This window comes from Streptomyces sp. PKU-EA00015 (genome assembly GCF_013387495.1).
Lineage (GTDB): Bacteria > Actinomycetota > Actinomycetes > Streptomycetales > Streptomycetaceae > Streptomyces.
Genome location: NZ_JABZEE010000008.1, coordinates 106,912 through 131,130, shown reverse-complemented (window position 1 = coordinate 131,130; position 24,219 = coordinate 106,912). Strand labels below are relative to the sequence as shown.

The window sequence follows — 24,219 nt, the reverse complement described above, 5'->3', positions numbered from 1 at the left end:
GGGTACGCTGCCGATATGGACCTGGTCGTCGTCCAGCCGCTCAGGGGCCGGCACTGCGGGGAGTGCCGCCAAGGGCCGCTGGAGATGCATGTGCTGGAGTCCGGTGTCCCCGTCTGCCTGGACTGCGCCGATCTGGGGCACCTGGTGTATCTGCCGCGGGGCAGTGCGGCCCTCACCCGCCGGGCGCGCGAAGGCAGTTCGCTGTTCGCGGTCGTGATCCGCCTCAACCGCCGCCACAGCCGTTACGAGCGCCAGGGACTGCTGGTCGAGGAGGCGGCGCTCGCCCGCGCGGAGTCGGCCTGTCTGGCCGACGCGGAGGCGCGGGCCCGTCGGCGTGCCCGGGACGCCGAGCGCCGGGCGGCTGAGGACGTGCGGTTCACGACGGCCCTGACGGCAGAGATCCTGCGGCTGTTCCCCCTGTGTCCCCCCGAGCGGGCCGCCGGCATCGCGGCGCACGCGTCGGTGCGCGGCAGCGGCCGGGTGGGGAGGACCGCGGCCGGCCGGTCTCTGGACGAAGGAGCGGTCACGGCCGCGGTGAGGGCGTCGGTACGGCACCTCGACACCGAGTACGACACCCTGCTCGCAGCCGGGGTCGACCGCCACCAGGCACGGGTCCGGGTGGCGGCGGACATCGATGCCGTCCTGGAGTCGTGGCGGGCCTCATCGGGAGAGGCACCCCGGACTGCGGACGGTGGTGCGGAGCGTCAGACCTGGGCGGGGCGGAAGCGGCGGTAGAGCACCACACCTCCGAGCACCATGGCCGCGCCCGCCGACGCGGCGAACGCCGACGTGGCGGCGCCGGTCTCGGCGAGCGACCCGCCGGCCGCCTTCGGGGCGAAGGCGCGGTCGGACGGCTTCTGCGACTGGGCGGCCTTCGGCGGCGTTGCGGCCTTCGCGGGCGGCTTTCCGGACACGTTCGTCGAGGTGTTCCCGTCGGCCGGGTTGCCGATGCCGACGACGTTCACGGAGTTGCCGGTGACGTTGACCGGGACGTCGACGGGCAGTTGCACCGCGTTGCCCGACAGAATGCCCGGCGAGCCTGCGGCGTCGCCGTCGGCGACGGCACCGCCGGAGCTGTGCGAGGCGCCGGACTGCCCGCCGCCCGGGGACGAGACGTTGGCACAAGAATTGCCCGCCGCCGGGTTGAGCAGCCCGACGACATCGACGGTGTTGCCGCAGACGTTGACCGGGACGTCGACGGGCAGTTGCACCGCGTTGCCGGACAGTACGCCGGGTGATCCGACGGCGGCGCCGTCCGCGTTCGAGCCGGCGTGCGCATAGCCGGTGGCCATGGCCAGCGCGCCACCCGTGAGCATCACGGTGGCCAGGCCCTTTCGGTGAACCTGCCTCATGGGCTCCCTGCCTTCAGGAAAAAATCGCGGGGCACTCGCCCGCACCGGAATTAACGTCACGAGGCCCCATCGGTTCTGCCGTTTGAGGTATTCACCCATTCGGGCGCGTGAGGCTTCGAACGCACAATGCCCCACGGCCCGCCGACGACAGGTGTCGTACCGCTGGATGCCCTGTCCTTCCTTGCGACGCGTCAGCTCCTGCCGCTTTGCGGCGAGTTCGGCGACGACGGCAAGAACGTCCAGCACCGGCAGCCGGCGGTCCCTCACGAGCCCCCGGCCGCGTCATGGGTCATCGCGGTGCATCCGGAGATCACGAGATCGTCCGGCCGCTCCGGCGATCCCGGCGAGGCTGCCGGTCGGCAGCGGCTGTTCCGGACGTCGGTGTTCCTTCCGCGACATGGGGGCGGCGGCCTCAGCCTGACGTCGCGCCCCGCCGTCGAGGGGCCCTTGCGCTCATGCGGGTGGTTTCCGGCCGTGGCAGGTGATCCACCGGCCGCGGCAGCCGGCGCGCTTGCCACAGTGAGGCCGTCCGCCGCCGGGCCGTGCGGCGCCGCGCCCGCGGCTCCGGGCCACGGGGCGGCGGCCGCGTCGCCGCGGTCCGAACCGAACGAAGGGATCATCCGTTGTCCTCCCCGAACCCGTCGCGCCCCCACACCCGCTCCCTGAAGCACCGGACGCTGCTCACCGCCCTGGGCACCGCCATTGCCGTACTCGCGGTCGCCGCGCCCACCGCCCGGGACGGACTCGACGGCGAGCGGACCGTGTCCATCGCCTCCTCCGCCACGACCCAGGTGCAACGCGGCGAACGCTACGTCGAGACACGGCTGTTCTTCGGCACCGAGCGCCCCGACGGCGGCCCGGCCGTGACGGACGCGCAGTTCATGTCCTTCATCGACCGCCATGTGACGCCGGGCTTCCCCGGTGGTCTCACGATCCAGGAGGGCAGCGGGCAGTGGCGCGACTCCAACGGCGCGATCGAGCGGGAGCGTTCGTACGAACTGACCCTGCTCTATCCGGCCACCGAGGCGCGTCAGCGCGATCCGCTCATCGAGGCTGTTCGCGAGGCGTACGTGAAGGCGTACGCGCAGAATTCGGTGGCGCGGCTCGACGAACCGACGCTCGCGGACTTCTGAGCGCGGGGCCGGGTGACGGCTGGAGGGCGATCATCCGCCCACCAGTGTCGTGAGAGCCCCGACGGGGTCCGTGTCGGGGGTACCGCGAGGCCACCAGTCCTCACGGTCGGGGTCCGACTCGTAGCCGTACCAGAGTCCGTCGCGCCCGAGGCGGAGCTGGAGGGAGCGCGAGGTGAGGTGGTTGCGCCAGGGGCGGAAGTGCGGGAAGTCGGCCGCGGCGAGGGCGGGCCTCGCCCGGTCGAAGGGTCCGGCGGGCGGGTCCCAGGGCTCCTCCAGGACGCGCAGCGCGGCCAGTCCTCCCTGACGCCAGGCGGCCACGGCCCTGGCCAGGTCGGTGTTGGTGCGGTCGGCGGCTGCGGCGAGGTCGCGGTAGAGCGCGCGGGTGGAGGCGGTCAGCCCGGAGCCGGGGTGCGCGGCGGCCAGGCGGACCGCGTCCTGCCACGGTGTGAGCCGGGCGACGGGGTCCTTGCCGGTGGCGAGGAGGGTGTGGGCGCGGGCCGCCGCCTCACCCGCGAGGAGGTCGAGGGCGAGGGGGTCGGGGGCGCCGGGAGCGTGTGGATAGGCGGGCGGACGGCCGGGCCGGGCGGGGAGCGGGAACGGGGCCGGGAGCGGTGGCCGCGCCCGCTCGGCAACCGCCTCGTGGGCGGGCACGGTGGTGACGGGGACCTCGGCCGCCGCAGCGGCGCGCTCTGCCGCGGAACGGGTCGCGTTGCGGTGGGACAGGGCGGAGAGGATGTCCCGCTCGCCCCGGCCGCGCATCAGGAAGAGGACGAACGGGTCCTCGTCGAGCAGTCTGGCCGTCTGGTAGCACAGGGCGGCAGCGTGCTTGCAGGGGTAGCCGTTGTCGGGGCAGGAGCAGTCGGGGATCAGGTCACCGGGTGTGGGCAGCAGGTCGGCGGCGTCCGCGAGGGCGTGGGGGACGTCCTTGTCGAGCAGTGCGGCGATGTGGTCCGGGCGTGCCGAGGCGGCGGCGAGGAAGTCGTCCCAGTCGTCGTCGGCGAGGGTGCGCAGCCGGATCTCGGTGCGGTACGGGCGCGGTCTGCTGCCGTGGACGTACGCCGTGACCCGGCCGGGGGTGACGGTGATCGACGCGACGTTGCCCCGGCCGGCGTAGGCGCGGCCGCGCTCCAGGCGGGCGCGGTCGAGGGCCGTGTCCTCGAGTGCCTCCACCCAGGCGTTGCCCCACCATGTGGACGCGTTCTCCTCGCCCTGAACGGGATCGAGGGCGGGGAATGTGCGGCGCAGGTCGTCGTGGCGGGGGTCGGTGCGGGCAGTGCACCTGTGGCCGGGGCGCGGCCGCATGGGCGGGCTCATGAGGGCCTCCTCAGCGAAACGAGGTCGGCGAGCTCGCGGTCGGTCAGCTCGGTCAGCGCGGCCTCGCCGGAACCGAGCACCGCGTCCGCCAGGGCCCGCTTGGAGGCGAGCATTTCGGCGATCCGGTCCTCGACGGTGCCCTCGGCGATGAGCCGGTGGACCTGCACGGGCTGTGTCTGGCCGATGCGGTAGGCCCGGTCGGTCGCCTGCTCCTCGACCGCCGGATTCCACCAGCGGTCGAAGTGGACGACGTGCCCCGCTCTCGTGAGGTTGAGCCCGGTGCCCGCCGCTTTCAGGGACAGGATGAACACCGGCGCCTCGCCCGACTGGAAGCGGTCGACCATCCGCTCCCGCTCCGCCACCGGGGTGCCGCCGTGCAGCAGCTGGCTCGGGATCGCCCGGGCCGCCAGATGGTCCGAGAGCAGGCGGGCCATGGCGACGTACTGGGTGAAGACGAGGACGGAGCCGTCCTCCGACAGGATGGTCTCGAGCAGCTCGTCGAGGAGGGCGAGCTTGCCGGATCGGCCGGAGAGCCTGGGCAACCCGGTGCCGTGCCCCGGGGCGTGTTCCTTGAGGAACTGTGCGGGGTGGTTGCAGATCTGCTTCAGCGCGGTCAGCAGCTTCATCACCAGGCCGCGGCGGGCCATGCCCTCCGCTCCCTCGATGGCCGCCATGGCCTCGCGTACCACCGCCTCGTACAGCGATGCCTGTTCGCGGGTGAGCGGGACGGGGTGGTCGGTCTCGGTCTTCGGCGGCAGCTCCGGCACGATGCCCGGGTCGGACTTCCTGCGGCGCAGGAGGAACGGCCGCACCAGGCGGGCGAGGCGCTCGGCCGCCTCCGCGTCCTCGCCGTTCTCGACGATGCGGGCGTGCCGTGCCCGGAACGCCTTGAGCGGTCCGAGCAGGCCGGGCGTCGTCCAGTCCAGCAGCGCCCACAGCTCGGAGAGGTTGTTCTCCACGGGCGTGCCGGTGAGGGCGACCCGCGCGGGCGCGGGAATCGTGCGCAGCGCCTTGGCGGTCGCGGAGAAGGGGTTCTTCACGTGCTGGGCCTCGTCGGCGACGACCATGCCCCAGGGGTGGCCGGCGAGCAGCTCCGCGCTGGTGCGCATCGTGCCGTACGTGGTGAGGACGAAGCCGCCGCCGGAGGCCGGCAGGGTGCGGTCGGCGCCGTGGAAGCGGCGCACGGGGACGCCGGGCGCGAACCGCGCGATCTCCCTCTGCCAGTTGCCGAGGAGGGAGGCCGGGCAGACGACAAGGGTCGCCTCTCTGCGCGCTCTTCGCAGGTGCAGGGCGATGACGGTGACGGTCTTGCCGAGGCCCATGTCGTCGGCGAGGCAGCCGCCGAGGCCGAGCGAGGTCATCAGGTCCAGCCAGGCCAGGCCACGCAGCTGGTAGTCGCGGAGGGTGGCGGCGAGACCGTCCGGTGGGCTCACGGGATCCGAGGCCGCGGTGAGCCGGTCCCGCAGTGCGGCGAGTGCCCCGGTCGGCACGGCCTCGACCGTCTCCCCCTCCACCTCTGCTGTACCGGTCAGCGCCACGGCCAGGGCGTCGACCGGCTCCAGCAGCCCCAACTCGCGCTTGCGCGCCTTGCGGACGAGGTCGGGGTCCACCACCACCCACCGGTCGCGCAGCCGCACGATGGGCCGGTGGGACTCGGCCAGCGCGTCCATCTCGCCCTCGGTCAGCGGGTCGCCGTCCAAGGCCAACTGCCAGTTGAACCTGAGCAGTTCCTCGCTGTCGAAGAACGGTGTGCCGTCGGTCGCCGAGCCGGGCGCGGGCCGCACGACGGCCGCCGCGCTGAGCGACCGCGCGAGCTCCTTCGGCCAGTGCACTTCCACACCTGCCGCGTCCAGACTCGCGGCCCCGGGTCCCAGCAGTTCGTACAGCTCGTCCTCGGTGAGAGGCAGGACGTCCGGTACGTCCATCTCCAGCAGCCGGGTGAGCGGCGCCCAGACACGAGCGGCGCGGCGCAGCGCCAGCATCGCGTCGATCCGTGCCCGCGGCCCGAACTGCTCGTCCCCGCCTCCGGCCCACAGCCGGGCCGCGTCGATGACGAGGGTCGGGTCGGCGAGGCTGTGCACCTGCACCAGCGCGGCCCCGGCGCTGCGCCGGGCCCCCTCCTCCTCGGCCAGGTCGAAGAGCTCGAACGCGGAGAGGTCGAGGCGCAGCGACACCCGTACGCCCGCGTCCATGCCCGCGGCGGCCTCCGCCGCCCACTCACGCGCGCCGGGCAGATGCTGCGCCCCGGCTGCGGCGAACGGCGCGCCCGCGGCGTGCGCGGCAGCCGGTGTGCGCGGCAGGGTGTCGGCGACGGCGTCGAAGAACTGCCGCACCAGTGCCTCGGGCTCGGGCAGGGACAACGGCCGCACCCCCGGGACAGGGGTGGCATGCGCCTCATACGGCATGGCGGCCGCGATGGCACGCAGCTGGGCGATGTCGTCCGCGTCGAGGGGACCGGCCCGCCACGCGTCGTGGTCCGTCGCGGTCAGCCCCGGCATGACGCGGCCGCGCGCCACGAGGTGGAGCGCGTGCAGGACGGCGGCACCCCAGCAGGCGGCTCCGGGGTGGGCGAGGGGGTCGTGGCGGGCCTGCATGAGCAACGGGGCCGCATCCGCGACGGAGAGCGTCCGCGCGGGGACGGTGCGGCTCCGGACCCCGTCACCGCCCGCGTCGTTCGTGCGGCTGCCCTCCCTGTCCACTCCGACGACGGTGAGCTCGCCGTCGGCGCCGGGGACTTCGGCACCGTCCGGATCCCAGAAGGCGACCCGGCCGTCGCGGGGCAGGGCCCCGGGCAGGAAGACTGCCGCGCAGCGCAGCAGCGGGCGCGCCAGGTCAGGGGGCGTCTCGGTGGAGAGCGCAAGGTTCGGGGCCATGGGTCACCTCCTCCCGCAGGTCGGCAGCGACGTAGGAGTCACTGGATCTACGACCTTACGGGCGGGGTCTGACAATCGACGCCGCTACCGGTCTGACCTGCGCGTTCACCCTGAAGCGCGGGCGGCCGTGCCCCGCGCGCCGGGGGCCGCAACCGGTTCCGCGACGGGCCGCACCCACCGGAGCCCGTGCCTGCGCTCAGCCGGCAGCGGTGTGCGTCGTGGGCGGCGGGGCCTCGCTGCCGAACGGCTCCTCGGCCGGCGGAACGCCACGCTGCTCCTGGACCTGTCCATCCGCCGGGCCGGCCACGTCGGTCGGCTCCTCGGTCGCACCCGGCACGGGGAGCCCGCCGGAGACGCCGGGGGAAGCAGAGAGGTCGGTGGCGTCAGAGTCCTCGGGCGCGCCCGACCCGCTCACCACGTCCGGTGGGACAGACTCGGGCGCGGTGCCGCCTGCCGTCACCTCCGGCTTCGGCGCAGCGGCCTGGTCCGCCGGACCGGGCTGCTGAGCACGCTCCAGGAAGCGCAGCAGCTCCACGGGGAACGGCAGAACCAGCGTGGAGTTCTTCTCCGCCGCGACGGCGACCACGGTCTGGAGCAGTCGCAGTTGGAGGGCGGCGGGCTGCTTCGACATCTCCCCCGCGGCCTCGGCCAGCTTCTTCGACGCCTGGAGCTCGGCGTCCGCGTTGATGACCCGGGCCCTGCGCTCACGGTCGGCCTCGGCCTGCCGCGCCATCGACCGCTTCATGGCCTCGGGCAGCGACACGTCCTTGATCTCCACGCGGTCGATCTGGACGCCCCACCCGACGGCGGGGCTGTCGATCATCAACTCGAGCCCCTGATTGAGCTTTTCGCGGTTGGAGAGCAGATCGTCGAGGTCGCTCTTGCCGATGATGGAACGCAGTGACGTCTGTGCCATCTGCGACACCGCGAAGCGGTAGTCCTCGACCTCGACGACGGCGTTGACCGCGTCGACGACCCGGAAGTAGACGACCGCGTCCACGCGCACTGTCACGTTGTCCCGGGTGATGCCCTCCTGGGCGGGGACCGGCATGGTCACGATCTGCATGTTCACTTTGTACATCCGGTCGATCGCCGGAACGATCAAGGTGAACCCCGGCGACCGCACTTCCCTGCGCAGCCGCCCGAGCCTGAGGACCACGCCCCGCTCGTACTGCTTGACCACCCGGGCGGCCGCCATCGCGTAGGCGACGCATCCCGTCAGGGCGGCGATGCCGGCCACCACCAGCTCCTCGACCATGGGGGCACCCCCTGTCGTCGGGCCGCAGACTGCATTACCACCGTATGACCGTTATGCCCCGAGGACGAGCCCTCATCCAAGGTTGTCGGCCGACGGCCTGCGCAGCACCGTCGCGACGAGTCGCGCCGTCCGGTCACGGCGGCCGGCCCGTCGCGTTGACAGCTTTTCGCCGATCGGGTGCACCCTGGAGGTGGAGATGCGACTGCCATGCGTACTGGGAACGAACCGATCACCGCGCGAAGCCCGCTGCGTCTGCGGCTCTGGCTCGGCATCTGGGGTCTGATCTGGACGGCCTCCGGCACCGCTGTCTTCGCCTGGGCGGCCCGTCCGGGCTGGGCGGCCGCGTGCGGCGTGTTGTTCCTGGTCGTCGCCGTGGATGTGGTGATGATCATCCGGCACATCCGGCAGGGACCGCACTATCAGCCCGGGCGGGACGTCCCTCCGTACGAACCGGACCACGGCTGACGTACAGTGCCGGCGGCGCTGCGCACAGGCGTCGGCAATCAGCGACCTGATGTCAGGAATCGCCGGCGAAGCGGGCTGCCCGGAGGTACTCCGGATTGGGGTCCAGCGCCGCCGCCAGACGGAAATGCCGCTTCGCCTGCTCGGGCCGTCCGGAGCGCTCGAAGGTGCGGGCCAGTGCGAAGTGGGCGAAGGCGTTGTCCGGCTCCCGCTCCAGCACGAGCTCGAATTCGAGCTCGGCGGGCCGCAGTTGCGCCGCGGCGAAGAAGGCTCTTGCGCGCAGCAGCCGGGCGGCGGTGTTCTCCGGGTGGGCGGCGATCACGGAGTCGAGGAGCTTCACGGCGCCGCGCGGATCTCGCGCGGCCAGCAACTGCTCGGCCGCGCGGTAGTCGATGACGTGCGTCTCCGGGTTGCTGTTGGGCACGCTGCGATCCTTCCCCTTGCTGTCCGGTTCCAACACCGCCTGAGACAGCGGTATTCCGGACAGCGCGCGGCGGCGGCTAGCGCTCGGCGGACGCCCTGCGGCTCAGGTCGTCCCACACCTTGCGGACCTGCGGTTCCAGCTCCTCGAGCGGCCCGTCGTTCTCGATCACGAGGTCGGCGATCTCCCTCCGCTGTTCGCGGGTCGCCTGCGCCGCCATCCGCGCCCGCACATCGGCCTCGCTCATACCCCGCAGCCGTACCAGCCGGTCGAGCTGCGTCTCGGGCGCCGCGTCCACCACGACGACCAGGTCGTACAGCGGCGCCAGTCCGTTCTCGGTGAGCAGCGGTACGTCGTGGACCACCACGGCGTCCGGCCCTGCGGCGGCCTCCAGCTCACGGGAGCGTGCGCCGACCAGCGGGTGGACGATCGCGTTCAGGGTGGCGAGCCGCTCGGGGTCGTTGAAGACGATCGCCCCGAGCCGGGGCCGGTCCAGCGTGCCCTCGGGCGTCAGGATCTCCGCCCCGAAGGCGTCGACGACGGCGGCGAGCCCCTCAGTGCCGGGCTCGACCACCTCGCGTGCGATCTTGTCGGCGTCCACGAGCACCGCGCCGTACGAAGCGAGAAGCCGGGACACTTCGCTCTTTCCGGCGCCGATTCCACCGGTGAGGCCCACTTTCAGCATGCGCGCAGCCTACGCGAGCTTCGTGTTCCTCCCCCTCGGGCCCCCGCCCCGGCTACGCGTCCCCCTCCCGCTCGGCGAGGAACCGCTCGAATTCGCGGCCGATCTCGTCGGCGGAGGGCAGCTCGACCGGCTCGGCGACCAGGCTGCCCCTGGTCTCCGCGCCGGCCATCGCGTCGTACTGGTGCTCAAGTCCCTGGACGAGCGCCACGAGCTCCTCGTCGCCCTCCCCGATCTGCCTCTCGATCTCCGTCTGTGTGCGGTGCGCCTCGGTACGCAGCGAATGCGCGACTCCGGGGAGGACGAGACCCGTGGCAGCGGTGATCGCCTCGAGCGCGGTGAGCGCGGCGTCCGGATAGGCGGAGCGCGCGACGTAGTGCGGTACGTGGGCTGCGACGCCGAGCACGTCGTGGCCCGCCTCCATGAGGCGGTACTCGATGAGCGCCTCTGCACTGCCCGGCACCTGGGCCTCGTCGAAGGGGCTGCGGTGGCCCGGCATGAGATCCGTGCGGTTGCCGTGCGGGGTGAGGCCGACGGGGCGGGTGTGCGGGACGCCCATGGGGATGCCGTGGAAGTTGACGGAGAGGCGTACGCCGAGCCGTTCGACGATCTGCCTCACCGCCACCGCGAAACGCTCCCACTCGACGTCCGGCTCGGGCCCCGACAGCAGGAGGAACGGCGCACCCGTGGCGTCCTGGACGAGCCGCACCTCCAAGGAAGGCGTCTCGTAGCCGCTCCAGCGGTCGCGGCGGAAGGTCAGCAGCGGGCGGCGAGCACGGTAGTCCACCAGCCTGTCGTGGTCGAAGCGCGCCACCACCTGGTGGGGAAGCGATGTGAGCAGGCTGTCGACGATCTGCTCGCCGGTCTCGCCCGCGTCGATGTAGCCGTCGAAGTGGTAGAGCATGACCAGGCCGGCCGACTCCTGCGCAAGCGCCACGTCGACGACCGCGAGGCCCTTCGGCTCCCACTCGTACAAACCTTGCGGATCAAGCACGATTACCGCTCCTCCTCGTGTCCCTGAGGAAGAACGTCTGTTGGCGCCCGGTCATTCCCGCTCCGCCTGCGAACGGCGCTCTGCGGCCGGTCAGTTCACGGAACACCAGAACGCCTCCGCTTCTGGTACAGACCTTGACACCCCCTGTGGCCGTCCCTAGCGTCTGCGGGCAACAACTGTTCACGAACACGTTCGTAGTCCACGTACGAGAACGTTCTGACCCAGTCCCCCACGGGAAGGCACCCCCATGCGTACCCGAAACCTCCTCCCCGCGCTGATGGCCTCCGCCATCGCCGCCGGGGGTCTGTCCCTGCTCGCCGCGCCCGCCGGGGCAGCCACGGTCATCAACGTGGACACGGCGGCCGAGCTCAAGGCTGCCCTGACCTCCGCGCGTCCGGGCGACACCATCCAGCTCGCCGACGGCACGTACAGCGGCAACTTCAAGACCACCGTGGACGGCTCCTCCGGCGCCCGGATCACCCTGACCGGGTCTTCCAGGGCCGTGCTCAGTGCCGGCGGTGGCTATGGCCTGCACCTCAACGGCGCGTCGTACTGGACGGTCAAGGGCATCACCGTCACCGGCGGCCAGAAGGGCATCATGACGGACACGGCGGACGGCGTGGTCATCGACTCCGTGACCGTGCACGGCCTGGACATGGAGGGCGTCCACTTCCGCGGTTCCAGCCGCAATTGCGTGATCAGGAACTCGCGGATCTACGACACCGGCAACGACGGCCGGGGCATGGGCGAGGGCGTCTACGTCGGCTCGGCGGGCGGCACCTCGGACAGGAGCGACAACGCCCAGATCCTCCACAACACCATCGGCCCGGACGTCGGCGGCGAGGCCATCGACATCAAGGAGGGCACGACCGGCGCGAGGATCATCGGCAACACCTTCGACGGCCGGGGTCTGACGGGCGCCCACTACGACGACTCCTGGGTCGACGTGAAGGGCAACAAGGTCCTGGTCGAGAACAACACCGGCAAGAACACCACCAACAACGGCTTCGAGACCCACACCCAGCAGTCGGGCTGGGGGTGCGGCACGGTCTTCCGCGGCAACCGCTCCGACCTGACAGGTGCCACGGGCTCGAAGCAGCTGGCGATCAACGTCACCAACCGCAGCACGAGCTGTCCGACCACGGTGCACGCGAGCAACACCGTCACCGGCGGCAAGGGACTGACGAACATCCCCGTCACCCCATAGGCTCCGCCGCTCGTCCGAACCGGGTGGTCCCGGGAACGCGGCAAGGCCCGCCCCCCATTGGGGAGCGGGCCTTACGTCAGCTGTTCAGCAGCGCGGGGTCAGAGCCTCAGCTCTGGCCGCCGGCCAGCTTCTCGCGCAGGGCGGCCAGCGCCTCGTCCGACGCCAGGGCGCCGGAGTTGTCGTCCGACTCCGAGGAGTACGAACCGCCGGTCGGCGCGGCGGCCGGAGCGGCGGCGCCACCCTCGGCAGCAGCGGCCTCGTCGGCCTCGCGGGACTTGATGACCTGAGCCTGGTGCTGCTCGAAGCGCTGCTGCGCCTCGGCGTACTGGGTCTCCCACGCCTCGCGCTGGGCCTCGTAGCCCGGCAGCCAGTCGTTGGTCTCCGGGTCGAAGCCCTCGGGGTAGATGTAGTTGCCCTGGTCGTCGTAGGACGCGGCCATGCCGTACAGGGTCGGGTCGAACTCGACCGAGGCCGGGTCGGCACCGAAGGACTCGTTGGCCTGCTTCAGCGAGAGGCTGATGCGACGACGCTCGAGGTCGATGTCGATGACCTTGACGAAGATCTCGTCGTTGACCTGGACGACCTGCTCCGGGATCTCCACGTGGCGCTCGGCCAGCTCGGAGATGTGGACCAGACCCTCGATGCCCTCGTCGACGCGGACGAACGCACCGAACGGAACGAGCTTGGTGACCTTACCCGGGACGACCTGACCGATCTGGTGGGTCCGGGCGAACTGCTGCCACGGGTCCTCCTGCGTCGCCTTCAGCGACAGGGAGACGCGCTCGCGGTCCATGTCCACGTCGAGAACCTCGACGGTGACCTCCTGGCCGACCTCGACAACCTCGGACGGGTGGTCGATGTGCTTCCAGGACAGCTCGGAGACGTGGACGAGACCGTCGACGCCGCCCAGGTCCACGAAGGCACCGAAGTTGACGATCGAGGAAACGACGCCGGAGCGGACCTGCCCCTTCTGCAGGGTGGTGAGGAAGGTCTGGCGAACCTCGGACTGGGTCTGCTCGAGCCAGGCACGGCGGGACAGGACCACGTTGTTGCGGTTCTTGTCCAGCTCGATGATCTTGGCCTCGAGCTCCTTGCCCACGTAGGGCTGGAGGTCGCGGACACGACGCATCTCGACGAGGGAGGCCGGCAGGAAGCCACGGAGGCCGATGTCGAGGATGAGACCACCCTTGACGACCTCGATGACGGTACCGGTGACGATGCCGTCCTCTTCCTTGATCTTCTCGATGGTGCCCCAGGCACGCTCGTACTGGGCGCGCTTCTTCGAGAGGATCAGGCGGCCTTCCTTGTCCTCCTTCTGGAGAACCAGGGCCTCGATCTCGTCGCCGACCTTGACGACCTCGTTCGGGTCGACGTCGTGCTTGATCGAGAGCTCGCGGCTCGGGATGACACCTTCGGTCTTGTAACCGATGTCGAGCAGGACCTCGTCCCGGTCGACCTTCACGATGACGCCGTCGACGATGTCGCCGTCGTTGAAGTACTTGATCGTCTCGTCGATCGCGGCGAGGAAGGCTTCCTCGTTACCGATGTCGTTGACCGCAACCTGCGGGGTGGTGGCGGTGGTCTCGGTGCTGCTCGTCATGTGGGAAAGGGCTCCGGTACGGACATTGAAGTCGTAGGTACTGCTACGCCGAGAGCCCGTATCGCAGCTGCAGAAGACCGGACAGCCTAGGAAGCGCCGACCAGCATTCCGGAGGCGCCTCGTGAACCGAGGGGACATACATACAGATGCGAGCGCGGCCTGCTCCGTCTGAGGCGCGCAGGCCCGCAGCGCAACTTGTAGCATACGGGGGCAGCCGGACACGGTCAATGCGCGAAGCCGCACACCCGGGGCGGAACGCCGCATACCCGGCACAACTAATGTTTGCCGAGGCCACAATGGCCTCGTATCGAGCCCTCCGACGGCGCGATACGCAAACTACAACGACGGTGACGATGAGCCAAGAATTCGAACCGGAAGCCACCCGCCGTGACGCCGGGGACGCGGAGAGCAGCCGGGCAAACCGTGGCTGGTGGGACCGGAACGCCGACGAGTACCAGCAAGACCACGGCGCCTTCCTGGGCGACGACCGCTTCGTCTGGGGCCCCGAGGGGCTCGACGAGGCGGAGGCAGGACTGCTCGGGCCCGCCGGGTCGCTGAAGGGACTCGACGTCCTGGAGATCGGGGCCGGCGCGGCGCAGTGCTCGCGCTGGCTGGCCGCTCAGGGCGCGCGGCCCGTGGCCGTTGACCTCTCCCACCGCCAGCTGCAGCACGCCCTGCGTATCGGAGGGGACGTTCCGCTCGTGGAGGCGGACGCGGGGACGCTGCCCTTCCGGGACGGCGCTTTCGACCTGGCCTGCTCCGCCTACGGCGCGGTGCCCTTCGTGGCCGACCCGGTGCGGGTCTTCCGCGAGGTCAGGCGGGTGCTGCGGCCGGGCGGGCGCTGGGTCTTCTCGGTGACGCACCCGATCCGGTGGGCCTTCCCCGACGAGCCCGGCCCCGAGGGTCTTTCGGTGGCCGCCTCGTACTTCGACCGCACTCCGTACGTCGAGCAGGACGAGGAGGGCCGCGCCGTCTACGTCGAGCACCACCGCACGCTCGGCGACCGGGTGCGCGACGTGGTCGCGGGCGGCTTCCGGCTGGTGGACCTGGTCGAGCCGGAGTGGCCGGCATGGAACAGCCAGGAATGGGGCGGCTGGTCGCCTCTGCGGGGGAACCTGATCCCGGGAACCGCCATCTTCGTCTGCGAGCGGAACGAGGCGGAGCTCCCGCCGGTCACAGGCTGAGGGGCTGAGCGGTCGGCCGGGGAGGCAGCGGGCGCACGGCGGAGCGGCTGCGGGCCCATTTTTGTCATATGAACGCATGAGTGGCGCTGCCTGTGGACAACCCCGGAACGGCGCGCGGCGGTCCGTACGAGACTGATGGCGTGATCCGAACCGAAGCTGTCGACCGCCTTCCTGTCCGCCATGCCGTGCCCGAGCTGCTGACCGCGCTCGACGAGCGCGGCACGGCCGTCCTGCACGCCCCGCCCGGCACCGGCAAGACGACGCTCGTGCCGCTGGCCCTCGCGGGGTTCATAGGGAACGGCCCTCAGCGCCGGGTGCTGGTCGCCGAGCCGCGCAGGATGGCCGTGCGGGCCGCGGCGCGCCGTATGGCGTGGCTGCTGGGGCAGGAGCTCGGCGACGGCGTCGGGTTCTCGGTCCGCGGTGAGCGGAGGACCGGTCCCCACTCGCGGATCGAGGTGGTCACCACGGGCGTGCTGCTCCAGCGGTTGCAGCGCGACCCGGAACTGCCGGGCGTGGACGTGGTCCTGCTCGACGAGTGCCACGAGCGGCATCTGGACGCGGACACCGCCCTCGCCTTCCTGGTGGACGTGCGGGCGACTCTGCGCCCGGAGCTGCGTCTGATCGCGGCGTCGGCGACGAGCGACGCGGAGGCGTGGTCCGAGCTGCTGACCCGGCTCGACGGCTCGGAGCCCGCGCCTGTGGTCCGCAGCGAGGGTCAGGGACACGGGGCAGAGGTCCGCTTCGCGCCGCCGCCCGCGGGTGTCCGCCCGGCGCACGGCACGTGGGTCGATCCGCAGCTGCTTCGCCATGTGGCGGCCACCGTGCGGCAGGCGCTCGACCGTCACGAGGGTGACGTCCTCTGCTTCCTGCCGGGCACGGGCGAGATCGCGCGCACGGCCGGGATGCTCGACGGAGTGGACGCCGAGGTCCTTCAGCTGCACGGACGGGCGCCGGCGGCTGTGCAGGAAGCGGTGCTGCGCGGGGGCGACCGGCGGCGGGTGGTGCTGGCGACTTCGGTCGCCGAGTCCAGCCTGACCGTGCCCGGTGTGCGGATCGTCGTCGACTCGGGCCTGGCCCGGGAGCCGCGGGTCGATCACGCACGGGGGCTGGGCTCGCTGGCGACGGTGCCGGTGTCCGTGGCCGGGGCGACGCAGCGGCTGGGCCGGGCGGGCCGGGAGGCGTTCGGCACGGTGTACCGCTGCTGGTCGGAAGCGGACGACGTCCGGCGACCGCGCCACCCCTCCCCCGAGATCAAGATCGCCGATCTCGCGTCCTTCGCGCTCCGGACGGCCTGCTGGGGCGACCCCGAGGCGGGCGGCCTCGCCCTGCTGGACGCGCCTCCGGCAGGCGCGATGGCCGCGGCGCGGTCGGTCCTGCATGCCATCGGTGCCGTCGACGACAGCGGCCGGGCGACGCAGCGCGGGATGCGCATGGCACGGCTCGGCGTCCATCCCCGGCTGGCGCGCGCTCTGCTCGACGGTGCACCGGAGGTCGGCGCGCGGCGCGCGGCGGAGATCGTGGCGGTACTGAGCGAGGAGCCGCCGCGCGAGTACGGCGACGATCTCGCGGCGGCGTGGCGTACGGCGCGGCGCGGCGGCGACGCCTACGGCGCACGCTGGCGGGCCGAGGCGGACCGGCTGATGTCGTCGCTGTCGGCGGCGGACCGCCCGGAGCCGGGGAAGGCGACCGAAGGGTCCGGAGGCCGGGCGGGCGAGAGGCGGGCAGCGGGGCAGACCTTCGTCGGCCTCGGCACGGCCGGAGGCGAGTCTGCGGCCGGAGACCGAGCCGGAGCCATGGGGCAGGACGCCGCCGCGGGGCTCGTCGCTGCGCTCGCCTTCCCTGAGCGGGTGGCGAGGGCGCGCGGTGAGCGGTCGTTCCTCATGGTCTCCGGCACCGGGGCCGAGGTCGGCGAGCCCTCGGGCCTGCGGCGGGCTCCGTGGCTGGCCGTCGCGGTCGCCGACCGGCCCGCGCATGCGGCCTCCGCGCGAGTGCGGCTGGCGGCGGTCGTCGACGAGGAGGCGGCGCGTGCGGCCGCCTCTCATCTGCTGTCGGAACGGCAGGAGGTGCACTGGGAGGACGGGGACGTCGTCGCCCGGCGGGTGGAGCGTCTGGGGGCGGTGGAGCTGTCCGTACGGCCGCTGGGGGACGCCGATCCGGGCCTCGTGCGACAGGCGCTGCTGGACGGGCTGAGCCGGGAAGGGCCCGCACTGCTGCACTGGACCCGTGAGGCACACGGGCTGCGGGAGCGGCTCGCGTTTCTGCACCGCGTACTGGGGGAGCCGTGGCCGGACGTCTCGGATGCCGCACTGGTGGCACGGGCCGGGGACTGGCTGGAGCCCGAGTTGTCCCGGGCCGCGCGGCGGGCGGACCTCGGCCGCATCCGGGCCGGCGAGGCCCTACAGCGTCTGCTGCCGTGGGCGACAGGCGACGCGGTGCGACTGGAGGAGCTGGCGCCGGAGCGGATCGAGGTGCCGAGCGGGTCACGAATACGGGTCGAGTACGGCGGCGAGCAGCCGGTGCTGGCCGTGAAGCTCCAGGAGCTGTTCGGTCTGCGGGAGACACCGAAGGTCGCGGGCGTGCCCGTGGTGGCGCACCTGCTGTCCCCGGCAGGGCGGCCTGCCGCGGTCACGGCGGACCTGGCCTCGTTCTGGCGGGACGGGTACCGCTCCGTACGGGCTGAGCTGCGGGGGCGCTACCCCAAGCATCCGTGGCCCGAGGACCCGGCGACGGCCGAGCCCACCCGGCACACGAAGGCCCGGGCGGCGCGCTCGTCGCCCGAGACGCGGATGTGATTCAGGACCGGATCGGGCGGAGGCCGCCGCTCAGGCCGAGCGGGCGGCCAGGACGGGTCAGGAGGTGCGGGCGGGCTCCGTGTCCGCTGTCGAGGTCGCCGGAGCGGGGCCCTGAGGACGCCGGCCCCGGGCCTCGAGGATCAGAGCCAGTGTCAGCAGGCCGCCGCCCAAGGTGAGAAGACCCCACGGAAGACGGGAGGTCATCAGGAGCACGAGCCGGCGCTGGGAGCTCACGAGCTCGACCGTGTAGTCGATGTAGTCGTCGCGCATCTTCACGTGACCGGCGAAGGCCGTGACCTTCTCGCGGCCGCCGAGGAGGGTGCCGCCTCGCAGTTCTTCCTTGTGGACCTCCTCGCCGTTGACGGGCGCGCCCGTGACCGGCTCCACCCAGAACATGCGCTTGGTGGTGTACCAGCGGGTGGTGCCGGTCTGCTTCTCCAGGGTGGTGGCGTCCACGCCGGGGATGGGCATCTTCTTGGGGTAGGGCACCTTCGTCCACGGGATGGTCTGCTCGAAGTAGTAGACCTCGAGGCCGCGGAAGGTGCGGGTCCCCTTGTAGTGGATGGGAGCGGAGGTCCGGGCCTGGGCGTCGAAGTACGTGTAGTCCCGTTTCTCGGTGAGGAAGGGCCACTTGAACTCGATGCCCTCGCGTCGCACCGCGTCGCCGTCGACGGACTCGCCGGTGGCATGGACGGGTTCCTGGCTGTGGGCGTCGAAGATGTAGCGCTCGGGGATCTGGGAGACCATCTTGCCGTCGGGGCCCTGGACGTAGGAGAGCGAGTCCCAGACCACCACGTCGCGGCCCGCGCTGCGTTCGATCCGCTCGGACTCCTCCACGTTGCCCTTGAGGGTCTGGACGATGGTGACCTTCTCGACCTCCTTGGCCGTGAGGGTGCCGTAGTCGAGGAGGGCCGCCGGCTTCGCCTCGAGCACTATCTCCTGGTACTGCCCGGCGGGGATCTTGGCGAGCCGGGGAAAGGCGTACCAGCGCAGCAGGGGGGCGAGGGCGGCGAAGAAGACGGCGAGGGCGAGGAGTACGAGTCCGGCTCTGCGGCGCATGGCCCTCTCCCTACTTCTTGGGGCCGGGGACGGTGGTCAGCAGCGGCTTGGGCGAGGTCTCACCGGCGGGTGCGCCGATCGCCGTCACGGTGAGGACCAGGGCGAACGCGGCGGCCAGTCCGATGGCGGCGGCGGCGAGGGCGCGCATGCTCGGCCTCCCGGGCGGTCTGATCTGATGAAGCGTCAGGGGTGGGGCACCGTAGCAACGCGGCCGTGAGATGAGAACAGCCGGTGACAGGAGAACAGGAGGAAACACATGCGACCGCCCCTCGGCCCGAGGGGCGGAGGGGCGGGGCGGTGACGACCGTCGGGATCAGCCGGTGGGCGTCGGGGACGGGGAGGGAGACGACTCGGCCGGGGCGACGACCTGCAGTTCGATGTCGAGGGACCCGCCGCCGGGGCTGGTGAGGCGCAGGCGGTAGGTGCCCTGATTGCCGTCCGCGTAGATCTTCGGGAGCGTCAGCAGGCCGTTGGCATCGGCCTTCAGGCCGGTGAGGGTGCGCAGGGTGTTGCCCTGGGCGTCCTTGAAGTAGGGGCCCTTGTCGTTCTCGGCCGGGTCGTCGGCGGACCTGATCATGGTGGCGGTCATCTCGACGCCGGCGGCCGCCGCACCCCTGCAGGTGGCCTGGACCTGGATGGCGTGCGCGAACTCGGCGCCGGGCTCGGCCGTCTGGGCCTCGCTGCCGGTCCTCACGATCGTGTCCGCGACCCGCTCGGTCACGGTGGCGATGAAGTCGCGGGGAGTCAGGTCGCGCCCCTCGACCGTGGCGCGGACGGTGAAGGTGCCGGTCTTCTCGCCCGCGCGCAAGGCCGGGGCGGTGACCGTGCCGTCCGCGGCGGTGAGCAGGACGACGCTGGTCCTGCCGTCCGGGAAGCGGGTGTCGGTGTCACCGATGACGGAGAACCGTACGGCCTCCCGTGCCACGCCTTCGCCACGGGAGTTCTCCACCCGGACCTTGGCACGCGCGGCGAAGTCCTGACCGGCCGTCGCCGTCATCCGTCCGGTGCCGGCGTCCTCGATGTGTGAGACGGGCGCGGGGGTGGGGGGCGGCGTCGGCGTGGGCGTGCCGCCGGTGCCCCCACCGGGCGGCGTGGGTCCGGGGGGCGGCGTCGTCCCGGGCTCCGAGGGCTTCGGTGGGGGAGTCGGCTTGGGAGTCGGCTTGGGAGTCGGCTTGGGGGTGGGCAGCGGGCCGGCGCTGTCGGGTCCGTCGCCGACAGGCAGCACTCCGGTGCCGTCCGGGACCTCGTGGGTGCCGCGCTTGTAGTACTCGAACCACGACATCACCGTGCGCAGGTACTCCCGCGAGTGGTTGTAGCCGAGGATGGCCCTGTCCAGGTCGTCCTGGACCGTCAGGTCCCGGCCGCCGTGGCACAGGTAGCGGCCGGCGGCGAGCGCGGCGTCGTAGATGTTGTTGGGGTCCTTGCGGCCGTCGCCGTTCGCGTCCTGGCCCCAGGTGGCCCAGGTGGAGGGGATGAACTGCATGGGGCCGACGGCCCGGTCGTGCACGGTGTCGCCGTCGAAGGCGCCGTTGTCGGTGTCGGAGATGTTCGCGAAGCCGACGCCGTTCAGCACCGGACCCAGAATCGGGGTCAGCGTCGTACCGTTCGCGTCCACCCGCCCGCCGCGCGCCTGACCCGACTCCACCTTGCCGATGGCCGCCAGCAGCTGCCACGGAAGACGGCACGCGGGATCGGTCTCGGCGAGGGTCTTCTCCGCCTGCTTGTAGGCGGCGAGGACGGTCGCCGGTATGCCCGCCTCACCCGGTCCGGTCACCAGAGCATCGCCCGAAGTGCCCGGGCCGTCAGGGGTGTTCAGGGGAGGGAGGTCCGTGTAGTACGGGGAGTTGCCGGTCACCGGCGTCCCGGGCGGAGGGGTGGCGTCGGCCGCCTCCTGGCTTCCGCCCGACGTGGCGGGCGCGACGCCCGGCGCCTGGGAGGCGGAGAGTGCGGCCACTGCGGCCGCGGCGACGGCGGTTGTCGTAGCCCCCCTGCGCAGTCGGCGGCCGAATTGCGCTGCCATACGTCTGGTCCCCTCCCCGTCGGCGGCTGCTCGCGCTCCCCTGCGCGAAGTCTCTCGCGACCCTAGTGCAACTCCGCGCGCCGTAAAACCGTCACCTGACCGGTATTCACCCGTTCGCCACCTACCGATATTCCGAATGTCGGATCCGGTGTGGGCAAGGCGGCGCAAGGAAATCACGCATAATGGGCGGGATTGATCAACAGCGGTCGTCACAGGGGACTGACATCATGCCGTTCACCTTGAGCCACGCCGCGGCAGTGCTGCCGGGCATCCGGACGGACGGGACGGCGCGCGGACCGCTGTTCGCCTCGGCACTCGTCCTGGGGTCGTTCGCGCCCGACATGACGTACTTCGCCGGCAGTTTCGTACCGGGCGCGATGACATTCGGGGACATGACACACAGGCCCGTGGGTGTGCTCACGATCGACGTCGCCATCACCGCGGTGCTGCTCGCGGCCTGGCTGATGGTGCGCGATCCGCTGGTCGCGCTCCTGCCGGACAGCTGGCAGGCCAGGGTGCACACGGTGCTGCAGGGGCGCGCCTGGGGCGACCGGCCTCCGCTGGTCGCCGCGCTCTGGTTCTACGTCTCGGCGGTGCTCGGTGCGACGACGCATGTGGTGTGGGACGCGTTCACCCACTTCGACCGGTGGGGCGTGCGGCAGGTGCCCGTGCTGGGCGAGGTGGTCGCCGGGCTCCCGCTCTACACGTACGCGCAGTACGGGAGTTCGGCCCTGGCCCTTGTCGCGCTGACGTGGTTCATGGTGTCGGCCCTGCGCCGCGCGGAGCCGGCGCTGCCGCCCGGCCACGGACTGCCGCGACTCGGCGGCCGCGAGCGCCGCCTCGCCGGGGCGGTGCTGGGACTGTGCGTGCTCGCGGGGATCGTGCACCGCTGTGTGCGCTGGTACGCGCACGGGGGCCGCGTCGAGACACCGCTCCACCTGATCCCGACGGCGTGCTTCGGTGCGGGTGCCGGCCTTGCGGCGGGTCTGCTGCTCTACGGGGCGGCGATTCGCGTCCGCACCCGCGAGTGAGGCCGGCCGCCCCGGAGGCCCGAAGGCCCCGGGGCAGCTCTCCCGGAAGGCTCAGTGGGCGGCGGACTCCCAGTCCGGGCCGACGCCCACCGAGACGTCCAGCGGCGCCCGCAGCGACACCGCCGAGGCCATCTCCCGGCGGACCAGCTCCTCGACCTGCTCGCGCTCGCCCGGGGAGACCTCCAGCACGATTTCGTCGTGGACCTGGAGCAGCAGGCGGGAGCTCAGCTTCGCCTCCGTCAGCGCGCGGTCCACGTTCAGCATGGCCACCTTGACGATGTCCGCCGCCGTGCCCTGGATCGGCGCGTTCAGCGCCATCCGCTCGGCAGCCTCCCGGCGCTGCCTGTTGTCGCTGTTCAGGTCGGGCAGATAGCGGCGGCGGCCCAGCATCGTGGCCGTGTAGCCGGTCGCCCGCGCCTCGTCGACGACGCGGCGCAGATAGTCGCGGACGCCGCCGAACCGCTCGAAATAGGTGTCCATCAGGACACGCGCCTCGGCCGGCTCGATGTTCAGCTGCTGGGAGAGACCGAACGCCGAGAGACCGTAGGCGAGCCCGTACGACATGGCCTTGATCTTGCGGCGCATCTCCGCGTCGACGGCGGACCGCTCCACCGCGAAGACCTGGGAGGCGACCGTGGTGTGCAGGTCCTCGCCGGAGGTGAACGCCTCGATGAGGCCCTCGTCCTCCGACAGGTGCGCCATCACGCGCAGCTCGATCTGGCTGTAGTCCGCGGTCATCAGGGACTCGAAGCCCTCGCCGACCACGAAACCGCGGCGGATCGCGCGACCCTCGTCCGTCCGCACCGGCACGTTCTGCAGGTTCGGATCGGTGGACGAGAGGCGGCCCGTCGCGGCGACGGTCTGGCTGAAGGTGGTGTGGATGCGACCGTCGGACGCGATGGTCTTGATCAGGCCCTCGACCGTGGACCGCAGCCGGGCCTGCTCACGGTGGCGCAGCATGATGACCGGCAGCTCGTGGTCGGTCTGGGCGGCGAGCCAGGCGAGCGCGTCCGCGTCGGTGGTGTAACCGGTCTTGGTCTTCTTGGTCTTGGGCAGGTTCAGCTCGCCGAAGAAGACCTCCTGGAGCTGCTTGGGCGAGCCGAGGTTGAACTCGTGGCCCACCGCGGCGTGCGCCTCCTTCACCGCCTGCTGCACGGCGCCGGCGAACTGCTGCTCCATCGCCTCCAGATGCGCGCGGTCGGCGGCGATGCCGTGCCGCTCCATCCGCGCGAGCAGCAGGGAGGTGGGCAGCTCCACCTCGTGGAGCAGGTCGGCCGCTCCGACCTCCGTCAGCTTCTCGCCGAACGTCTCACCCAGATCGAGGACGGCCCTGGCCTGTGCCATCAGCGCGTCGGCCTCGGCCTGCTCGTCGGCGCCGAAGGCCAGCTGCCCGTCGGCCGCGGCGGGCGCGAGCTCACGGTGCAGGTACTCGACCGACAGCGCGTCCAGCGCGAAGGACCGGCGTCCGGGCTTGACGAGATACGCCGCGAGCGCGGTGTCCATCGTGACGCCGGCGAGCTCCCATCCGTGCTCCGGGAAGACCCGCAGGGCCTCCTTCGCGTTGTGCATGATCTTGGGGCGGGACGCGTCGGCGAGCCACGCGGTGAACGCCTTCTCGTCGGACTCGTCCAGCTGCGTCGTGTCGAACCAGGCCGCCTTGCCGTCGGCGGCGGCCAGGGCGATCTCGCTGACGCTGCCGACGCCCAGCGCCCAGCTGTGGACGGTGGCCACGCCGAGCGGCTGATGACCGTGCTGGTCCAGCCAGTACGCCAGCTCACCTGTGCCCAGCACGCTGCCGTCGAGCTCGACCCCGGCTGCGGGGGCGGGGGCCTCCTCCGCCTCGGCGCCCGGGTCCACGGCGAGCAGCCGGTCGCGCAGGCTCGGGTTGCGGATCTCCAGGACCTCCAGGAAACCCTTGAGCGCGGTGCGGTCGTAGGGAGCGCGCTCCAGGTCGGCGACGGACTTCGGCAGCTCCACGTCGCGCACCAGCTCGGTGAGGTGGCGGTTGAGCTTGACCGACTCCAGGTGGTCGCGCAGCGCCTGGCCGACCTTGCCCTTGACCTCGTCGGCGCGCTCGACCAGCTCGGCGAACGAGCCGAACTGGTTGATCCACTTCGTGGCCGTCTTCTCGCCGACGCCGGGGATGCCGGGCAGGTTGTCCGACGGGTCGCCGCGCAGGGCGGCGAAGTCCGGGTACTGCTGGGGGGTGAGGCCGTACTTCTCCTCGACCTTGGCGGGCGTGAACCGGGTCAGCTCGGAGACGCCCTTGGTGGGGTACAGCACGGTGGTGTGCTCGCTGACCAGCTGGAACGAGTCCCGGTCACCGGTGACGATCAGCACCTCGAAGCCGGCGGCCTCCGCCTGGGTGGCCAAGGTGGCGATGACGTCGTCCGCCTCGAAGCCCTCGACGGCGAAGCGCACTGCGTTCATCGTGTCGAGCAGCTCGCCGATCAGCTCGACCTGCCCCTTGAACTCGTCCGGGGTCGTCGAGCGGTTCGCCTTGTACTCGGGGAAGTCCGCCGAGCGCCAGGTCTTGCGGGACACGTCGAAGGCCACAGCGAAATGCGTGGGCGCCTCGTCGCGCAGCGTGTTCGCCAGCATCGAGGCGAAGCCGTAGATCGCGTTCGTCGTCTGACCACCAGCGGTCGTGAAATTCTCCGCGGGCAGCGCGAAGAACGCCCGGTACGCCAGGGAGTGCCCGTCCATGAGGAGCAGGCGCGGTCGGTTGTCTGCCGTCTTCTTCGATGCCGTCTCAGCCACGGACCCGATCCTGCCACGGACCACCGACAATCCCGACCGCCGTCGGCCGCACCCGGTCCTGCCGGGGCCTGGGCCGC

At 71.9% G+C, this 24,219-nt stretch carries 19 protein-coding genes; 7 read left to right on the top strand and 12 right to left on the bottom strand.

Features of this window, described 5'->3' with window-relative positions:
* Positions 1 to 15: 15 nt before the first annotated feature.
* A complete protein-coding gene (locus tag HW130_RS08475; RefSeq protein WP_177148817.1) occupies positions 16 to 735 on the top strand; it encodes a DUF2293 domain-containing protein in 720 nt (239 codons plus the stop codon).
* Here HW130_RS08475 and HW130_RS36575 read toward each other — a convergent pair.
* Positions 705 to 1,352 (bottom strand): chaplin, encoded by a 648-nt coding sequence (locus HW130_RS36575; RefSeq protein ID WP_177148816.1) that lies wholly within the window; start codon positions 1,350 to 1,352, stop codon positions 705 to 707. The genes HW130_RS08475 and HW130_RS36575 overlap by 31 nt on opposite strands.
* Positions 1,353 to 1,975: 623 nt before the next feature.
* Here HW130_RS36575 and HW130_RS08465 point away from each other — a divergent pair.
* Positions 1,976 to 2,485: a DUF3574 domain-containing protein gene (locus tag HW130_RS08465; protein ID WP_256355968.1), complete on the top strand. Its 510-nt coding sequence runs from the start codon at positions 1,976 to 1,978 to the stop codon at positions 2,483 to 2,485.
* Between the two features lie 30 nt (positions 2,486 to 2,515).
* On the opposite strand, the gene HW130_RS08460 is transcribed toward HW130_RS08465, so the two are convergent.
* From HW130_RS08460 to HW130_RS08450, 3 genes are all read right to left on the bottom strand, one after another.
* Positions 2,516 to 3,799, bottom strand: coding sequence for an SWIM zinc finger family protein (locus tag HW130_RS08460; protein WP_177148815.1), 1,284 nt, complete (start codon positions 3,797 to 3,799; stop codon positions 2,516 to 2,518).
* Positions 3,796 to 6,672: a DEAD/DEAH box helicase gene (locus tag HW130_RS08455; protein WP_177148814.1), complete on the bottom strand. Its 2,877-nt coding sequence runs from the start codon at positions 6,670 to 6,672 to the stop codon at positions 3,796 to 3,798. Before HW130_RS08455 ends, HW130_RS08460 begins: the two co-directional genes overlap by 4 nt.
* A 196-nt stretch (positions 6,673 to 6,868) precedes the next feature.
* A complete protein-coding gene (locus HW130_RS08450; protein WP_177148813.1) occupies positions 6,869 to 7,930 on the bottom strand; it encodes a slipin family protein in 1,062 nt (353 codons plus the stop codon).
* A 207-nt stretch (positions 7,931 to 8,137) separates the two neighbouring features.
* On the opposite strand from HW130_RS08450, the gene HW130_RS08445 reads away from it, so the two are divergent.
* Positions 8,138 to 8,395, top strand: coding sequence for a DUF6343 family protein (locus HW130_RS08445; protein ID WP_177148812.1), 258 nt, complete (start codon positions 8,138 to 8,140; stop codon positions 8,393 to 8,395).
* A gap of 52 nt (positions 8,396 to 8,447) precedes the next feature.
* Here the strand turns inward: HW130_RS08445 and HW130_RS08440 are convergent, their stop codons facing one another.
* The 3 genes from HW130_RS08440 to HW130_RS08430 form a co-directional block, all read right to left on the bottom strand.
* The gene (locus tag HW130_RS08440) at positions 8,448 to 8,816 is read right to left on the bottom strand and encodes a tetratricopeptide repeat protein (protein ID WP_177148811.1); all 369 of its coding nucleotides are present in this window, start codon (positions 8,814 to 8,816) and stop codon (positions 8,448 to 8,450) included.
* A gap of 76 nt (positions 8,817 to 8,892) precedes the next feature.
* Entirely contained in the window at positions 8,893 to 9,498 is a 606-nt protein-coding gene (gene coaE / locus HW130_RS08435) for a dephospho-CoA kinase (protein ID WP_177148810.1), read from the bottom strand.
* Between the two features lie 52 nt (positions 9,499 to 9,550).
* Positions 9,551 to 10,489, bottom strand: a complete 939-nt coding sequence (locus HW130_RS08430; RefSeq protein WP_177148809.1) for a PAC2 family protein — start codon at positions 10,487 to 10,489, stop codon at positions 9,551 to 9,553.
* Positions 10,490 to 10,736: 247 nt separating this feature from the next.
* On the opposite strand from HW130_RS08430, the gene HW130_RS08425 reads away from it, so the two are divergent.
* The gene (locus tag HW130_RS08425; RefSeq protein ID WP_177148808.1) at positions 10,737 to 11,696 is read left to right on the top strand and encodes a nitrous oxide reductase family maturation protein NosD; all 960 of its coding nucleotides are present in this window, start codon (positions 10,737 to 10,739) and stop codon (positions 11,694 to 11,696) included.
* A gap of 106 nt (positions 11,697 to 11,802) precedes the next feature.
* Here the strand turns inward: HW130_RS08425 and rpsA are convergent, their stop codons facing one another.
* Positions 11,803 to 13,296: a 30S ribosomal protein S1 gene (gene rpsA / locus HW130_RS08420; RefSeq protein WP_031072721.1), complete on the bottom strand. Its 1,494-nt coding sequence runs from the start codon at positions 13,294 to 13,296 to the stop codon at positions 11,803 to 11,805.
* A 353-nt stretch (positions 13,297 to 13,649) separates the two neighbouring features.
* Here rpsA and HW130_RS08415 point away from each other — a divergent pair, with 353 nt between their 5' ends.
* The gene (locus tag HW130_RS08415; protein WP_177148807.1) at positions 13,650 to 14,480 is read left to right on the top strand and encodes a class I SAM-dependent methyltransferase; all 831 of its coding nucleotides are present in this window, start codon (positions 13,650 to 13,652) and stop codon (positions 14,478 to 14,480) included.
* Between the two features lie 140 nt (positions 14,481 to 14,620).
* Positions 14,621 to 17,272, top strand: a complete 2,652-nt coding sequence (gene hrpB, locus HW130_RS08410) for an ATP-dependent helicase HrpB (protein ID WP_177148806.1) — start codon at positions 14,621 to 14,623, stop codon at positions 17,270 to 17,272.
* A gap of 57 nt (positions 17,273 to 17,329) precedes the next feature.
* Here the strand turns inward: hrpB and HW130_RS08405 are convergent, their stop codons facing one another.
* From HW130_RS08405 to HW130_RS08395, 3 genes are all read right to left on the bottom strand, one after another.
* Complete coding sequence (locus HW130_RS08405) at positions 17,330 to 18,331, bottom strand: DUF3068 domain-containing protein (protein ID WP_177148805.1); 1,002 nt, start codon at positions 18,329 to 18,331, stop codon at positions 17,330 to 17,332.
* Between the two features lie 10 nt (positions 18,332 to 18,341).
* Entirely contained in the window at positions 18,342 to 18,479 is a 138-nt protein-coding gene (locus HW130_RS08400) for an SPW_0924 family protein (RefSeq protein ID WP_177148804.1), read from the bottom strand.
* Between the two features lie 165 nt (positions 18,480 to 18,644).
* Complete coding sequence (locus HW130_RS08395; protein WP_177148803.1) at positions 18,645 to 20,351, bottom strand: lytic transglycosylase domain-containing protein; 1,707 nt, start codon at positions 20,349 to 20,351, stop codon at positions 18,645 to 18,647.
* Between the two features lie 227 nt (positions 20,352 to 20,578).
* Between HW130_RS08395 and HW130_RS08390 the strand changes: the two genes are divergently transcribed.
* Positions 20,579 to 21,382: a DUF4184 family protein gene (locus tag HW130_RS08390; protein ID WP_177148802.1), complete on the top strand. Its 804-nt coding sequence runs from the start codon at positions 20,579 to 20,581 to the stop codon at positions 21,380 to 21,382.
* 51 nt (positions 21,383 to 21,433) lie between these two features.
* On the opposite strand, the gene polA is transcribed toward HW130_RS08390, so the two are convergent.
* Entirely contained in the window at positions 21,434 to 24,142 is a 2,709-nt protein-coding gene (gene polA, locus HW130_RS08385) for a DNA polymerase I (protein WP_177148801.1), read from the bottom strand.
* Positions 24,143 to 24,219 lie beyond the last annotated feature (77 nt).